Origin of the sequence: Shinella sp., assembly GCF_049651085.1 — a bacterium.
GTDB lineage: Bacteria > Pseudomonadota > Alphaproteobacteria > Rhizobiales > Rhizobiaceae > Shinella.
In genome coordinates, this window is sequence record NZ_JBASBL010000018.1 from 61846 (window position 1) to 76318 (window position 14473).

The 14473-nt window shown below is 64.1% G+C and carries 12 protein-coding genes and 2 pseudogenes; 6 read left to right on the forward strand and 8 right to left on the reverse strand.

Features of this window, described 5'->3' with window-relative positions; genetic code table 11:
• Nucleotides 1-113: 113 nt before the first annotated feature.
• The 4 genes from minE to putA all read right to left on the reverse strand — a co-directional run bounded on the left by minE (nucleotide 114) and on the right by putA (nucleotide 5986).
• The gene (gene minE, locus WA950_RS10315) at nucleotides 114-377 is read right to left on the reverse strand and encodes a cell division topological specificity factor MinE (protein ID WP_424551622.1); all 264 of its coding nucleotides are present in this window, start codon (nucleotides 375-377) and stop codon (nucleotides 114-116) included.
• On the reverse strand, nucleotides 374-1189 hold the full coding sequence (minD, locus tag WA950_RS10320; RefSeq protein WP_424551623.1) for a septum site-determining protein MinD: 816 nt from the start codon (nucleotides 1187-1189) through the stop codon (nucleotides 374-376). Before minD ends, minE begins: the two co-directional genes overlap by 4 nt.
• A 34-nt stretch (nucleotides 1190-1223) precedes the next feature.
• Nucleotides 1224-1976: a septum site-determining protein MinC gene (gene minC / locus WA950_RS10325; RefSeq protein WP_424551624.1), complete on the reverse strand. Its 753-nt coding sequence runs from the start codon at nucleotides 1974-1976 to the stop codon at nucleotides 1224-1226.
• 347 nt (nucleotides 1977-2323) lie between these two features.
• Nucleotides 2324-5986 (reverse strand): trifunctional transcriptional regulator/proline dehydrogenase/L-glutamate gamma-semialdehyde dehydrogenase, encoded by a 3663-nt coding sequence (putA, locus tag WA950_RS10330; RefSeq protein WP_424551625.1) that lies wholly within the window; start codon nucleotides 5984-5986, stop codon nucleotides 2324-2326.
• A gap of 138 nt (nucleotides 5987-6124) precedes the next feature.
• Here putA and WA950_RS10335 point away from each other — a divergent pair, with 138 nt between their 5' ends.
• Complete coding sequence (locus tag WA950_RS10335) at nucleotides 6125-6595, forward strand: Lrp/AsnC family transcriptional regulator (RefSeq protein WP_424551626.1); 471 nt, start codon at nucleotides 6125-6127, stop codon at nucleotides 6593-6595.
• Nucleotides 6596-6643: 48 nt separating this feature from the next.
• Here WA950_RS10335 and WA950_RS10340 read toward each other — a convergent pair whose 3' ends face one another.
• Nucleotides 6644-6898 carry a WGR domain-containing protein gene (locus tag WA950_RS10340; RefSeq protein WP_424551627.1) on the reverse strand — a complete coding sequence of 85 codons (255 nt, stop codon included), beginning with the start codon at nucleotides 6896-6898 and terminating at the stop codon, nucleotides 6644-6646.
• A gap of 225 nt (nucleotides 6899-7123) precedes the next feature.
• On the opposite strand from WA950_RS10340, the pseudogene hmgA reads away from it, so the two are divergent.
• Nucleotides 7124-8463 (forward strand): annotated as a pseudogene (gene hmgA, locus WA950_RS10345) (homogentisate 1,2-dioxygenase).
• A 29-nt stretch (nucleotides 8464-8492) separates the two neighbouring features.
• Here the strand turns inward: hmgA and WA950_RS10350 are convergent.
• Nucleotides 8493-9077 (reverse strand): DUF2585 domain-containing protein, encoded by a 585-nt coding sequence (locus WA950_RS10350; protein ID WP_424551730.1) that lies wholly within the window; start codon nucleotides 9075-9077, stop codon nucleotides 8493-8495.
• Between the two features lie 88 nt (nucleotides 9078-9165).
• Between WA950_RS10350 and WA950_RS10355 the strand changes: the two genes are divergently transcribed.
• The 4 genes and pseudogenes from WA950_RS10355 (at nucleotide 9166) to WA950_RS10370 (ending at nucleotide 11526) form a co-directional block, all read left to right on the forward strand.
• Complete coding sequence (locus WA950_RS10355; protein WP_424551628.1) at nucleotides 9166-10182, forward strand: fumarylacetoacetate hydrolase family protein; 1017 nt, start codon at nucleotides 9166-9168, stop codon at nucleotides 10180-10182.
• Between the two features lie 3 nt (nucleotides 10183-10185).
• Nucleotides 10186-10830, forward strand: a complete 645-nt coding sequence (maiA, locus tag WA950_RS10360; RefSeq protein WP_424551629.1) for a maleylacetoacetate isomerase — start codon at nucleotides 10186-10188, stop codon at nucleotides 10828-10830.
• Nucleotides 10831-10887: 57 nt separating this feature from the next.
• Nucleotides 10888-11127: a type II toxin-antitoxin system VapB family antitoxin gene (locus WA950_RS10365; RefSeq protein WP_424551630.1), complete on the forward strand. Its 240-nt coding sequence runs from the start codon at nucleotides 10888-10890 to the stop codon at nucleotides 11125-11127.
• Nucleotides 11128-11130: 3 nt separating this feature from the next.
• Nucleotides 11131-11526 (forward strand): annotated as a pseudogene (locus tag WA950_RS10370) (type II toxin-antitoxin system VapC family toxin).
• Nucleotides 11527-11562: 36 nt separating this feature from the next.
• On the opposite strand, the gene WA950_RS10375 reads toward WA950_RS10370, so the two are convergent.
• Nucleotides 11563-13044 carry an NAD-dependent succinate-semialdehyde dehydrogenase gene (locus WA950_RS10375; RefSeq protein WP_424551631.1) on the reverse strand — a complete coding sequence of 494 codons (1482 nt, stop codon included), beginning with the start codon at nucleotides 13042-13044 and terminating at the stop codon, nucleotides 11563-11565.
• A 95-nt stretch (nucleotides 13045-13139) separates the two neighbouring features.
• Nucleotides 13140-14417, reverse strand: a complete 1278-nt coding sequence (locus tag WA950_RS10380) for a 4-aminobutyrate--2-oxoglutarate transaminase (RefSeq protein ID WP_424551632.1) — start codon at nucleotides 14415-14417, stop codon at nucleotides 13140-13142.
• Nucleotides 14418-14473 lie beyond the last annotated feature (56 nt).

Below are 14473 nucleotides of genomic sequence, written 5' to 3' on the forward strand. Positions count from 1 at the left end.
ATTATTGATGCGTCATTGGGCTCCGGGGGGAGCCGGTCGGTGGGGTCCTGTGGTCCTTCGAGGTATCGGGTCGTCGCCGGCTTTTGGGGCTGCGCGGCGTGCGAAGCGGATCGTCAGGCGGCCTTCTTCTCGGCGTCGAACGGGATTTCGATATCGACGGCAAGTGTCGAGACCTTGGCGCCGCGCTCCATCGTGATGCTGACCTTCTCGTCGTCGACCTGCATGTGCTTGGAAATCGCCTTCAGGATTTCGTCGCGCAGCTTGTTGACGAGGTCCGAGTCGCCGGTGGAGGCGCGCTCATGGGCAAGCAGCACCTGCAGCCGTTCCCGGGCTGCCGGAGCCGATTGGCCACGGGAGAAGAAACGGAACAGGTTCATGCCGCTTTCCTTCCGAAAATCTTGCCGAGGAAGCTGCGCTTTTCGCCGGGAATGGTCACCGGCAGGTTTTCACCCTTGAGGCGCCGCGTTGCTTCAAAATAGGCGAGCGACGGGGGGCAGCGGCCGTCCGCCAGCGTGACGGGAGCGCCGACGTTGGATGCGCGCAGCACGTCCATGCTTTCCGGGATGATGCCGAGCAGCGGGATCGAGAGGATGTCGAGCACGTCGTCGACCTTCAGCATGTCGCCGCGTTCGGCGCGGGCGGCGTCGTACCGGGTCAAAAGCAGGTGCTTCTCGATCCGTTCGCCGTTTTCGGCCTTCAGCGTCTTGGAATCGAGCAGTCCGATGATGCGGTCGCTGTCGCGCACCGAGGAGACTTCCGGGTTGGTCACGACGATCGCGACGTCGGCATGGCGCATGGCAAGCGTCGCGCCGCGCTCGATGCCGGCGGGGCTGTCGCAGATCACCCAGTCGAAAGCGCTCTTCAGGGCCGCGATGACCTTTTCGACCCCTTCCGGCGTCAGGTTGTCCTTGTCGCGGGTCTGCGACGCGGGCAGCAGGTAGAGCGTCTCGACGCGCTTGTCGCGGATCAGCGCCTGGGTGAGCTTTGCGTCGCCCTGGATGACGTTGACGAGGTCGTAGACCACGCGTCGTTCCGCACCCATGACGAGGTCCAGGTTACGCAGGCCGACGTCGAAGTCCACAACCACGACCTTCTCGCCGTTCTGCGCCAGTGCGGCGCCAAGTGCAGCCGACGACGTCGTCTTGCCGACGCCGCCCTTGCCCGATGTGACAACGATTACCTTGCCCATATACGTCTCCAGTAAGTTGGAATTCGTCTGCTGTTCAGCCGAGTGTCGCGGCCTTGATCGTTTCGCCGTCGAGCCAGATCTGTACGGGTTTACCGCGCAGTTCAGGCTCCATGTCGTCCGCCGTCTTGTAGAAACCGTCGATGGCAATCAGCTCCGCTTCGAGCTTGCGGCAGAAGATGCGCGCCGAAGCATTGCCTGTTGTGCCTGCCATGGCCCGGCCGCGCAGCGGTCCGTAGACATGGATCGATCCGCCGGCGACGATTTCCGCGCCCGATGCGACCGAGCCAATGATGGTGACGTCTCCTTCAGGGAAGAAGATCGACTGGCCCGAACGCACAGGCCTGGATACGACCAGTGACGGTGTGACCTGGCCGGTTGCCGCTACCACCGGAATTTCCGGCATGGTGGCTTCGACGGGCTCGGCCGAAGGCGTGGTCTCGGCTCGCTCCGTTGCCGGCGCCTCGATGTCGGCCGCCGGGCGTCCGTCCATCATGGCTGGCGGCATGTCGGGACCGAGCAGCGCGGAGCGCGCGCCCTCGACGCCCATGACCCGCACATTGCGGGCGTTGAGCTGGTCGACGAGGCTGCGAAGCTCCGAGCGGTCAATGTCCAGACCCTCGACGTCCAGCACCACTGGCCGACGAAGGAAGAAACCGGCCGAACGGGCAGCCAGATCGTCAAGGCGCATCAGCCAGTCCTCGAAGGGAAGCTCCGGGGTCAGGGCAAGCGCAAGGAAGGACCGCCCCTTGAGGCGGATCGGCCGGGGTTGAGTTAACACGTCAGTCATCTTGATTAATTTTCAGTTGCTTTGGTGTAGCGGCCGAATGGTTAACAAATGGTTAATTTCGGGGTCCGGGCGGCGCGAAGCCTGCTGCCGAGGGCTGATATTGCCGATGCCGGGGACAGAAGAAACGCACAGGTAGTCGGTCGAAGCAGGGCACGCCTGAAGCGGGTGCAGAATGAGGCGGCCGGCGGGCAAGGGAATGCCGTTCAGCGCACTGATTCGATGTAGGAAGCGGGAGGAAAACGATTCGAGCCAACCGGTGGCAGGGTGCTGAATGCACGTGGCCTTCGCGAGTTGTGTGCCGAAGGCAGGCCCGGGCGTCCTTCTGGACGCCCGGGCGGATTGCTTGATCAGCCGATGGCCATCAGGCTGGCATTGCCGCCGGCGGCGGCCGTGTTGATGGAGGTGGAGACCTCCTCCAGCAACCAGTTGAGGCAATAGGCTTCCGGATCGTTGGCCAGCTCTTCGCTCGTTGCTGCCTGCACCAGAACGAGCGGGCCGGGAAGGGCGGCGATCTTCCGGTTGACGTGGCGCACGTCCTCGGCCTCGCCCTCGACCAGCGCGCCAGCGAACGGACCGTCCTTCTGCCAGTCGGTCGTCCACGAAATGCGGGCGGCGACGGAAGAGGGCAGGTCCGCCAGGACGGACTTCAGCGGTTCGACGCTGTCGATGACGAGCTGGTTGCCCGTCGCGAGCGCCGCCGCGACCTGACGCAGCAGGCCGGCTTCGGTCTTCGGCACGAGGAGAACGGTGCCGCGCGGATGCAGCGCATAGAGATTGCGCTCGCCGACGGGGCCGGCAAGTTCGCGCAGCAGCCCGAGCGCCGAGCGGTTGGCAAAGCCGCGCGCCGTCTCGCCTTCGCCCGTCCTGCCCTTGCGGTCGAGCCAGGTGATGTAGTCGCGCAGCACCGGATCGGTGTGCACCGAATCCTGCTGCGGCGGCACGGGGGCCTTCTGCACGAGGCGGCCGATATAGAGCGGGCCGCCGGCCTTGGGGCCGGTGCCGGAAAGGCCGCGCCCGCCGAAGGGCTGGACGCCGACGACCGCGCCGATGATGTTGCGGTTGACGTAGAGGTTGCCCGCCTTGATGCGGCTGGTGACATGCGCGATCGTTTCGTCGAGGCGCGTGTGCAGGCCGAAGGTGAGGCCGTAGCCGGACGCGTTGATGTCGTCGATCAGCTTGTCGAGATCGGCGCGACGGAAGCGGATGACATGCAGCACCGGGCCGAAGACTTCACGCTTGAGGTCCGCGAGCGACTTGATCTCGATGATGGTCGGCGGAACGTAGGTGCCATGTTCGGCGATGGCCGGCAGCGACACCTGCTCGACCTTGTTGCCGAGGCCGCGCATGCGTTCGATATGCTGGTTGATGCCGTCGCGCGCCTCGGCGGTGATGACCGGACCGATATCGACGTTGAGGCTGTCGGTGCGGCCGAGCGTCAGTTCCTTGAGCGCGCCCTTCAGCATGGTGAGCGTGCGGTCTGCGACATCGTCCTGCAGGCAGAGCACCCGCAGCGCCGAGCAGCGCTGGCCGGCGCTGTCGAAGGCCGAGGCGATGACGTCGCCGACGACCTGTTCGGCAAGGGCGGAGGAATCGACGATCATACCGTTCTGGCCGCCGGTTTCGGCGATCAGCGGGACCGGCTTGCCGGTCGCCGAGAGGCGTTCGGCAAGCTGTGCCTGGATCAGGCGGGCAACTTCTGTCGAGCCGGTGAACATGACGCCGGCCGTCTTGTCCGCGCCGACGAGGGCCGCGCCGACGCGCCCGCCGCCGGGCACGAATTGCAGCGCACCGGCCGGAACGCCGGCTTCATGCAGGATCTTCACGCTTTCATGGGCAATGACCGGCGTTTCCTCGGCGGGCTTTGCCAGAACGGCATTGCCGGCCACGAGAGCGGCCGCGACCTGTCCGGTGAAGATGGCGAGCGGGAAGTTCCACGGGCTGATGCAGACGATCGGACCAAGCGGCAGGTGGGCAGGGCCGAGCGTGCGGCGGGCCTGGTCGGCATAGTAGCGCAGGAAGTCGACTGCCTCGCGCACTTCGCCGATGGCGTTTGCCGCCGATTTTCCGGCCTCGCGCATGATGATGCCCATCAGCGGCTCGATACGGGCTTCCATGAGGTCGGCCGCCCGGTCGAGGCAGGCGGCACGGTCTGCCGGTGAAACGGCGGCCCAGGCCGCGACGCTGTCGGCGGCGAGGCCAACGATCCGCTCGGCATCCTCGGCCTTCACCTCGGTGACACGGCCGACGATATCGCGGTGATCGGCCGGGTTGAGCACGTCGCTCGTCTCGCCGGCGGCAGAGCCGTCCGCAAGCAGCGGCGCGGCATGCCATTGCATTGCCGCAGTGCCGGCAAGCTCGGCCGACAGTTCGGCGAGCGTCACTTCGTTGGAAAGGTCGAGACCCCTGGAGTTTTCGCGGCTCTTGCCGAACAGGGCATTCGGTAGCGCGATCTGGTCGTGCGGTGCACCGACGACCGGCATGGCGGCGACGATGTCGACCGGATCGGCGATCAGCGATTCCACCGAAACCTTCGGGTCCGAAATCCGGTTGACGAAGGAGGAGTTGGCACCGTTTTCGAGCAGGCGCCGGACGAGATAGGCGAGCAACGTCTCATGCGTGCCGACCGGCGCATAGATGCGGCAGGGCCGGTCGAGCTTTTCCTTGCCGACGACCTCGTCATAAAGCGGTTCGCCCATGCCGTGCAGGCACTGGAACTCATACTTGCCAACGGCGAAATCCGGGCCGGCGAGTTGGTAGATCGTGGCGAGGCTCTGCGCGTTGTGGGTGGCGAATTGCGGGAAAACGGCATCCGGCGCGGCCAGCAGCTTGCGGGCGCAGGCGACATAGGCGACGTCGGTGTAAATCTTGCGCGTATAGACCGGGAAGCCTTCGAGGCCGTCGAGCTGCGCGCGCTTGATCTCGGCGTCCCAATAGGCGCCCTTGACGAGGCGCACCATGACGCGCCGGCTGGAGCGGCGGGCGAGATCGATGATGTAGTCGAGCACGAAGGGGCAGCGCTTGCCATAAGCCTGCACGACGAAGCCGAGGCCGTCCCAGCCCTTGAGAGCCGCGTCGAAGCACAGGCCCTCGAGCAGGTCGAGCGACAGTTCCAGCCGGTCGGCTTCCTCGGCGTCGATGTTGAGGCCGATGTCGTATTTCTTGGCGAGCGCCGCGAGCGCCGTCACCTTGGGCAGCAGTTCGCTCATGACGCGGGCGGCCTGCGCGCGGTTGTAGCGCGGGTGGAGCGCGGAGAGCTTGATCGAGATGCCGGGGCCTTCATAGATGCCGCGGCCGGCCGATGCCGTGCCGATGGCGTGGATCGCCTTCTCATAGTCGCGGTAGTAGCGGTCGGCATCGGCCGCGGTCGTCGCGGCCTCGCCCAGCATGTCGTAGGAATAGCGGAAACCGCGCGCTTCGAGCGGCTTGGAGCGCTTCAGCGCCTCCTCGATGGTTTCGCCGGTGACGAACTGCTCGCCCATCATGCGCATCGCCATGTCGACGCCGCGGCGGATGACTGGTTCGCCGGCCCGCGCGATAAGGCGCGTCAGGGCGGCGGAAAGGCCGCGATCGTTGACGGTGGAGGTAAGCTTGCCGGTGACGACGAGACCCCAGGTGGCGGCGTTGACGAAGAGCGACTTGCCGCCGCCGATATGGGAGGTCCAGTCACCTTCGGCGATCTTGTCGCGGATCAGCGCGTCGCGCGTGTCGGTGTCCGGAATGCGCAGCAGCGCCTCGGCAAGGCACATCAGCGCCACGCCTTCCTGGCTCGACAGCGAATATTCCTGCACCAGCCCTTCGACGCCGGTGCCCTTGTGCTTGGCGCGCAGCGCCTCGATCAGCGTGCGGGCGGTGCTGCGGATGTCGTAGCGCTGCGTTTCGGTAACGCGCGCTGCTGCAACGAGCGGCGGCAGGCACTCGGTCTCCGGGCGGCGATAGGCCGCCGTGATCGTCTGGCGCAGCTCGCTCTGCGGGCGGATTGGTGAGGCGAAGTCGGCGAAAGGTTTCTGCATGGCGGGACCTATGAGAAGCGGTTTGCATGATATCCGGGAAACTGGCGCGGACAATATCACGACGTAAAAAAACAAATGGACTTCAAATCGCGTTCAATTAGGCTAGTTGCATCTATTTTTTGAACATTGGAGGGTGATTTGCCCGATATTTCCCAGTCTGATGGGTCGTTGGATGCGTTCGACCGAAAAATTCTCGAGGAACTCACGGAAAACGGCCGTATCCCGGTGGCCGAGCTTGCGGAGAAGGTGGGCCTTTCCAAGACCCCGTGCCAGAACCGCTTCAAGCGGCTCATCGCGGAAGGCTTCATCCAGGGCTTCAAGGCGATCCTCAACCCCTCGAAGATGAACCTCGACCATATCGCCTTTGCCGAGGTGAAACTCACCAACACGCAGGAGGATGCGCTGATGAGCTTCAATGCGGCGGTCAAGAAGATCAAGGAGGTCGAGGAGTGCCACATGATTGCCGGCCGCTTCGACTATCTCCTGAAGATCCGCACCCGCGACATCAAGAAATACCGGCTGGTGCTGGGCGAGCGCATCTCGAACCTGCCCTATGTCGCCAATACCTCGACGAACGTTGCGATGGAGACGGTCAAGGAGCGCGGTTGAGGGTCCTCCGCGACAGCGGGCGATAGAAATCCGGCTGACCCTGGTTGCTCAGGCTTCGGTGTATCCACGCTTGCGCCGCCTTGCGATCTGGCGCGCCAGCGTCTTTTCAGCCTCGGCCAATGTGGAATGCAGGCTGAGGGCCTGCCGGCCGCGCGTGCCGATGCGGCCCCAGTGGCGAAGCACGGCGACCTCGCCGAACAGTGTCGGCTCCAGCGAAAGCAGATAGAAGCGGGCCATGTCGCTTGCCGCATCGATACGGCGAAAACAATGGATGTCCGGCAGACGGGGAAGGGTGTTCTTCATGCGCCTCAGTCTGCTGGAGCGCGGAATCACCGTCCAATGAAAGCTTTGAATCGATCCGGCCGGATCGATTCATCCGCGTGATGCGTTGTCAGTCCTTCGGGCCGCGTGGGCGCTCACAGGGGGGGAGTGCGGCGAGCGTGCGCCAGGGTGGTCGCCTTGATGGTTGCAAAATGGACGGTTACATTTCCAACCATCAGATAGGGAGCTTCGCAGAGGAGGCAAGCCATGCCGGATCGCACCCTGGAGAGCGCCAACAGCCTGAAATACATGCCAGGCTTCGGCAACGATTTCGAGACGGAATCCCTGCCCGGCGCGCTGCCGCAGGGCCAGAACAGCCCGCAGAAATGTGAGTATGGCCTCTATGCCGAGCAGCTTTCGGGCTCGCCCTTCACCGCCCCGCGCGGCACCAACGAGCGCTCCTGGCTCTACCGCATCCGCCCGAGCGTGCGGCACACGCGCCGCTTTCCCATGCCGCCTATCCGCACTGGAAGACCGCGCCCTGCCTCGACGATCATTCGCTGCCGCTCGGCCAGTTGCGCTGGAGCCCGCTGCCAGCCCCGAAGGAGACGCTGAACTTCCTCGAAGGCATCCGCACCATGACGACGGCCGGCGACGTGCTGACCCAGGTCGGCATGGCTGCGCACGCCTATACGTTCACCGCCGACATGGTGGACGACTATTTCTTCAATGCCGACGGCGAATTGCTCGTCGTGCCGCAGCTCGGCGCGATCCGCGTCTTCACCGAGATGGGCATCATGGATGTCGAGCCGCTGGAGATCTGCCTCATCCCGCGCGGCATGATGTTCAAGGTCTCCCGCATCGGGGAGGGCGATGTCTGGCGCGGCTATGTCTGCGAGAATTACGGCGCGAAATTCACCCTGCCGGACCGTGGGCCGATCGGCGCGAACTGCCTTGCCAATCCGCGCGATTTCAAGACCCCCGTCGCCGCCTACGAGGACAAGGAGACGCCCTGCCGCGTCCACGTCAAATGGTGCGGCAAGTTCTATGTGACGGACATCGGCCATTCGCCGCTCGACGTCGTCGCCTGGCACGGCAACTATGCGCCGTTCAAATACGATCTCAGAACATATTCACCGGTCGGCGCCATTCTCTTCGACCACCCCGATCCGTCGATCTTCACGGTGCTGACGGCGCCGACGGAAGAGGCGGGCACCGCCAATATCGACTTCGTCATCTTCCCGCCGCGCTGGCTGGTGGCCGAGCACACCTTCCGCCCGCCGTGGTATCACCGCAACATCATGAGCGAGTTCATGGGCCTGATCCACGGCCAGTACGACGCCAAGGAAGAGGGCTTCGTGCCCGGCGGCATGAGCCTGCACAACATGATGCTGCCGCACGGACCGGATGCGACGGGCTACGAAAAGGCGTCCGGCAGCGAGCTGAAGCCGGTGAAGCTCGACCACACCATGGCCTTCATGTTCGAGACGCGTTTTCCGCAGCAACTCACCCGATTTGCGGCCGAACTGGAGACGCTGCAGGACAACTATATCGAATGCTGGGATGGGCTGGAACGCAGGTTCGACGGCACGCCGGGCATCAAGTGAGGCCCCGGCATCGTGCAGGAACGACGACCCTAGCCGCCCTGCCAGGCCTTCACCGATTCCAGCGGCCAGACGAGCATGAGGATATTCAGCGTCAGCCCGTCACGGATCAGCCAGGTCGTCGTCGCCTCGAAGATGATGATGATCGCGATGCTTGCCCACACCGGCAGGCGTGCGGCGAGGAAGAAGCCGACGACCATGGCGAGGATATCCGCGCTCGAATTGATCACGCTATCGCCGAAATAATCGAGCGAGATCGTCGCTTCGCGATAGCGGTTGATGATCATGTCGGTGTTTTCGAGGATTTCCCACGCGCATTCCACGACGAGCGAGAGGGCGAGCCGCACATTGATGCTCGCCTTCCTGAAGATCAGGGTGAAAAAGCCGAAGAACAGAATGCCGTGAATGATGTGGCTTGGCGTATACCAATCGGACAGGTGCTGCGAATTTTCCGAAGAAACCACAACGCCATGCCAGAGTTTCACATATCCGCACTTGCAGATCAGTGGCTGACCCATCGTATAAAGGATGGCGGCCGTTGCGGCGGTAAAGGCGGCAACGAGCAGCAGGGAATTTCGGACCGTTCGGTTCAAGCGGGATTTCCTCGAAAATGCGATGCGCCGTGGGAGCGGCGCACGAGGGTGGAGATACGGGCCGGAAGATGACACGATCCGATGGCCGGAAACAAGATCGGGAGAGAAGCGTATGAAGCTTGCGACATTGAAGGATTCCACCCGCGACGGCCGCCTGGTCGTCGTTTCGCGTGACCTGACGCGCTGCTCCGAAGTGGGGCATATCGCCCGCTCGATGCAGGCGGCGCTGGACGACTGGGCGCATGTCGCGCAGCGGCTGGAGCGGGTCGCCGAGGGGCTGGAGACTGGCTCACAGCCGATGATGCGCTTCCACGAACATGATGCCGCCTCGCCTCTGCCGCGCGCCTATCAGTGGGCGGACGGTTCGGCCTACGTCAATCATGTCGAACTCGTGCGCAAGGCGCGCAATGCGGAAATGCCGGAGAGCTTCTGGTCCGACCCGCTGATGTACCAGGGCGGCTCAGACAGCTTCCTCGGCCCGCGCGACCCCATCCTGGCGGGTGACGAGACCTGGGGCATCGACATGGAGGGCGAGATCGGCGTCATCGTCGACGACGTGCCGATGGGCGCGAGCGTGGAGGAGGCGCGCGACGCGATCCGCCTCGTCATGCTCGTCAACGACGTGTCGCTGCGCGGCCTCATCCCGGCCGAGCTTGCCAAGGGCTTCGGCTTCTTCCAGTCGAAGCCGTCCTCCGCCTTCTCGCCGGTCGCCGTAACGCCGGACGAACTGGGCGAGGCCTGGAAGGACGGCAAGCTGCATCTGCCGCTGCTCGTCTCCCTCAACGGCAAGCTTTTCGGCAAGGCCAATGCCGGCGTGGACATGACCTTCGACTTTGGCCAGCTCGTCGCCCATGCGGCCAAGACCCGGCCCCTCGTCGCCGGTTCGATCATCGGTTCCGGCACGGTTTCCAACAAGCTCGGCGGCGGCCCCGGCAAGCCCGTTTCCGAGGGCGGCGCGGGCTATTCCTGCATCGCCGAGGTTCGCACTATCGAGACGATCGCGACCGGCGCACCGAAGACGCCCTTCATGAAATTCGGCGACATCGTGCGCATCGAGATGAAGGACAAGGCCGGCCATTCGATCTTCGGCGCGATCGAACAGACCGTGCAGCGTTACGAAAAGAACTGAGCGATGAGCGAAGACATTGTCCTTTTCGACTACTGGCGCTCTTCCGCCAGTTACCGCGTGCGCATCGCGCTCGAAAGTCTCGGCCTCGCCTATCGGCGGGTCTCCGTCGATCTTGTGGCGGGCGCACAGCGCTCGCCCGAGCATCGCGCCCGCAATCCGCAGGGCCTGGTTCCGGCGCTGGTGATCGACGGGCAGACGCTGACGCAATCCCTCGCGATCATCGAATATCTCTCGGAAACGCGCCCCGAGGCGCGTTTCCTGCCCGCCGACCCGCTCGGACGGCAACGGGTGCGCACGATCTCCTGCGCCATTGCCATGGAAATCCACGCCGTCTGCAACAGCGGCGTCGTGGGCCATGTCATGGAAATTACCGGCGGAGGGGAGGAGGTGCGCGTCGGCTGGATGAAGAAGTTCATCGGCGAGGGCCTTGCCGCCGTCGAAGCGCTGCTCGACAATCCTGCCACCGGCGCCTTCTGCCACGGGGATACGCCCACCATGGCGGATTTCTGCCTCGCGCCGCAGGTCTACAATGCCGAGCGCTGGGGTGTGGATATCACCCATCTTGAACGGGTGTGCCGGATTGCCGAGACCTGCCAGTCGCTCCCGGCCTTCCAGGCGGCGCATCCGAAGGCGGTGAAACCGGCCTGATCTTTCAGGCAGGGGCACCCCATGCTATATATGCCTCCTGAAAGGGAAGGATATACCGTGCCGCTTTATGTTAAGGACCAAGAGGTCGACCGGCTTGCCGAACGGCTGTCCAGGCTGCGCAAGGTCAGCAAGACCGAGGCGGTGCGGCAGGCGCTAGCGCATGAACTGGCGCGGGTCGAGAGCGAGCCGACGCTGGTGGACAGAGCCAAGGCCTTCATCCGCGACCTTGACGCAAAATACCCGAAAGTGGGGCCGCCCGCGGACAAAGCCTTTATCGACAGCCTCTACGAGGATTGACGGATGTTCGTCGATGCCTCGGCGCTTGTCGCGATCCTGGCTTCAGAGGACGGAGCGGACGCGCTGCTGATGAAACTTCAGCAAGCCGATATCAGGCATACGTCTCCCATGGCCATTTGGGAGACGTCGCTTGGGCTGGGACGCCATCGCAAGATTGCTCCCACCGATGCGCTCGCACTTGTCATGGATTTTCTGAAGCTGTTTCCCGTCGAGGTCATGCCAGTGGATCGCGACGCGGGTGAATTGGCCGTCATCGCGTATTAGCGCTTCGGCAAGGGCCGGCATCCTGCTGGCTTGAACATCGGCGACTGTTTCGCCTATGCCTGCGCCCGGCAGCTTGGCGTGCCGCTGCTTTATAAAGGCGATGACTTCTTCAGGACGGATATCGACGCGGCATAGGTATCGCCCCGCACGAGGCGGGGCGATCTTGGATCGTCAGGCGACGTCGCCCATGCAGATATATTTCATCTCCAGATAGTCGTCGGCGCCGTGGGCGGAGCCTTCGCGGCCGAGGCCGGACTGCTTGATGCCGCCGAAGGGGGCGGCCTCGGAGGAGATGATCCCGGTATTGACGCCGACCATGCCGTATTCCAGTGCTTCGGCAACCTTCCAGACCTTCTTCAGGTCTCCGGCGAAGAAGTAGGCGGCAAGGCCGAATTCGGTATCGTTCGCCTGCTCGATCACGTCCTCGACCGTATCGAAGCGGAAGAGCGGGGCGAGCGGGCCGAAGGTTTCTTCCTTCGCGACCGCCATGCCGCGGGCAACGTTCTTCAGCACCGTCGGCTGGAAGAAGGTGCCCTTGCCCTCGACGCGCTTGCCGCCGGCAACCACGGATGCGCCCTTGGAAACGGCGTCGGCAATGTGCGCCTCGACCTTGTCGATCGCGGCTTCCTCGATCAGCGGGCCGATGGTCGTGCCCTTGTCGAAACCGTTGCCGACCGAAAGTTCGGCGACCTTCCTTGCAAGCTTCTCGGCGAAGGCGTCATAGACGTTCGACTGCACGTAGAGCCGGTTGGCGCAAACGCAGGTCTGCCCGGCATTGCGGTACTTGGAGGCCATCGCGCCTTCGACGGCCGCGTCGAGATTTGCGTCGTCGAAGACGATGAAGGGCGCATTGCCGCCGAGTTCCAGGCTCACCTTCTTGATCTGGTCGGAGCACTGGCGCATCAGGATGCGACCGACTTCCGTCGAGCCGGTGAAGGAGATCTTCCGCACCTTCGGATTGAAGCAGAGCTCCTTGCCGATAGCCGGGCCGTCGGTGCCGAGGATGACGTTGAAGACGCCGGCGGGAATGCCGGCCTTTTCGGCGAGCACGGCAAGCGCGATCGCCGAAAGCGGCGTCTGCTCGGCCGGCTTGGAGACGACCGTGCAGCCGACGGCAAGCGCCGGGGCAACCTTGCGGGCGATCATCGCTGCCGGGAAGTTCCACGGCGTGATGGTGCCGACGACGCCGACCGGCTGCTTGATGACCAGCATGCGCTTGTCGACCGACGGGGCGGGGATCGTCTCGCCATTGATGCGCTTGGCCTCTTCCGCGTACCATTCGACATAGGAGGCGGCGTAGAGGATTTCGCCGCGTGCTTCCGGCAGCGGCTTGCCCATTTCGGCGGTGAGGATCGCGGCCAGCTCGTCGGCATTGGCGACGATCAGGTCGTTCCACTTGCGCAGCAATGTGCTGCGGTCCTTGGCCGGGCGGGCTGCCCAGGCGGACTGTGCCTTGTGGGCCGCGTCGATGGCGGCAGCGGTCTCGCTCGCGCCCATTTCGGGCAGCGTCGCGAGCTTTTCGCCGGTCGCGGGGTTGAAAACGTCGAAGGTCGCCGCGCCGTTGCCGCCGATCCAGTTGCCGTTGACACAGCCTGCATCACGCAGGAATTCGGTCGACTTCAAGTGCCGGGTGAGAGCATCGTAGAAGGCCATGATTTTGTTCCTTCCGGAAATGAAAGGGCGTTCACCCGGAGCATGCCCCGGGTGTCGCCTTGTGGGAGATCAGGTTCAGTCGTTTGCGACGCCGGTCAGGCGGCGCGGGCTTCGATCATTGCAGCCTCGAGGATGTCGAGGGCCTCGGCAAAAACCTCGTCCTGGATGGTGATCGGCGCGAGGAAGCGGATGACGTTGCCATGGACGCCGCAGGTGAGCAGGATCAGGCCCTTTTCAAGAGCTTTCAGGCGCACCTTGTTGGCGAAGTCGGCGCTTGGTTGCTTCGTTGCGACGTCGTTGAATTCGACGGCATTCATGAAGCCCGGACCGCGGATATCGACGATTTCCGGAACCTTGTCCTGCAGCGAGGCGAGGCGCTGCTTGAGGCGCGCGCCGAGGTTTTCGGCGCGGTTGCACAGATCCTCGTCCTTGATGACGTCAAGCACGGCATGGGCCGCCGCCACGCCGAGCGGATTACCGGCATAGGTGCCGCCAAGGCCGCCCGGGCCGGGCGCATCCATGACCTCTGCGCGGCCGGTGACGGCTGCGATCGGGAAGCCGCCGCCAAGGCCCTTGGCCATGGTCACGAGGTCCGCCGCAATGCCGTAGTGCTCCATGGCGAAGAGCTTGCCGGTGCGGGCAAAACCGGTCTGCACCTCGTCGGCGATCAGCAGGATGCCGTGCTGGTCGCAGATCTCGCGCAGCGCCTTCATGAAGCTGACCGGGACCGGATAGAAGCCGCCTTCGCCCTGCACCGGCTCGACGATGATCGCGGCGACGCGGTTCGGGTCGACATCGGCGGCAAAGAGCTTCTTGAGCACGCTAAGTGATTGCTCGACCGTCGTGCCGTGCATCTCGATGGGGAAGGGCGCGTGGAAGACGTCGCCCGGCATCGCGCCGAACCCGACCTTGTAGGGCACGACCTTGCCGGTCAGCGCCATGCCCATGAAGGTGCGGCCGTGGAAGCCGCCGGAAAAGGCGATGACGGCCTGGCGCCCGGTCGCGGCGCGGGCGATCTTGACGGCGTTCTCGACGGCTTCCGCGCCCGTCGTGACGAAGATCGTCTTCTTGGCGAAGTTGCCGGGCGTGATGGCGTTCAGGCGCTCGGCCAGCTCGACATAGTTTTCATAGGGCACGACCTGATGGCAGGTGTGGGTGAAGCGGTCGAGCTGCTTCTTGACTGCCTCGATGACGCGCGGATGGCGATGGCCGGTGTTGACGACTGCGATGCCGGCGGCAAAATCGATGTATCGATTGCCTTCCTTGTCCCAGATCTCCGCATTTTCCGCACGGTCGGCGTAGATCTGCGTTGTCATGCCCACACCGCGCGAGATGGCGGCGTTCTTGCGGTCTGTAAGCGGCGTGGCGGTCATGGCGCTGTCCTGAATCTGGAGGCTTCGTTCAATAACTTGTATTTTTTCTGCAAGTC

Excerpts from the sequence above, each read along its gene's own strand:
- minE (WP_424551622.1), bottom strand. The coding sequence starts at position 377 with ATGAACCTGTTCCGTTTCTTCTCCCGTGGCCAATCGGCTCCGGCAGCC.
- minD (WP_424551623.1), bottom strand. The coding sequence starts at position 1,189 with ATGGGCAAGGTAATCGTTGTCACATCGGGCAAGGGCGGCGTCGGCAAG.
- minC (WP_424551624.1), bottom strand. The coding sequence starts at position 1,976 with ATGACTGACGTGTTAACTCAACCCCGGCCGATCCGCCTCAAGGGGCGG.
- putA (WP_424551625.1), bottom strand. The coding sequence starts at position 5,986 with ATGCAGAAACCTTTCGCCGACTTCGCCTCACCAATCCGCCCGCAGAGC.
- WA950_RS10340 (WP_424551627.1), bottom strand. The coding sequence starts at position 6,898 with ATGAAGAACACCCTTCCCCGTCTGCCGGACATCCATTGTTTTCGCCGT.
- WA950_RS10355 (WP_424551628.1), top strand. The coding sequence starts at position 9,166 with ATGAAGCTTGCGACATTGAAGGATTCCACCCGCGACGGCCGCCTGGTC.
- maiA (WP_424551629.1), top strand. The coding sequence starts at position 10,186 with ATGAGCGAAGACATTGTCCTTTTCGACTACTGGCGCTCTTCCGCCAGT.
- WA950_RS10375 (WP_424551631.1), bottom strand. The coding sequence starts at position 13,044 with ATGGCCTTCTACGATGCTCTCACCCGGCACTTGAAGTCGACCGAATTC.
- WA950_RS10380 (WP_424551632.1), bottom strand. The coding sequence starts at position 14,417 with ATGACCGCCACGCCGCTTACAGACCGCAAGAACGCCGCCATCTCGCGC.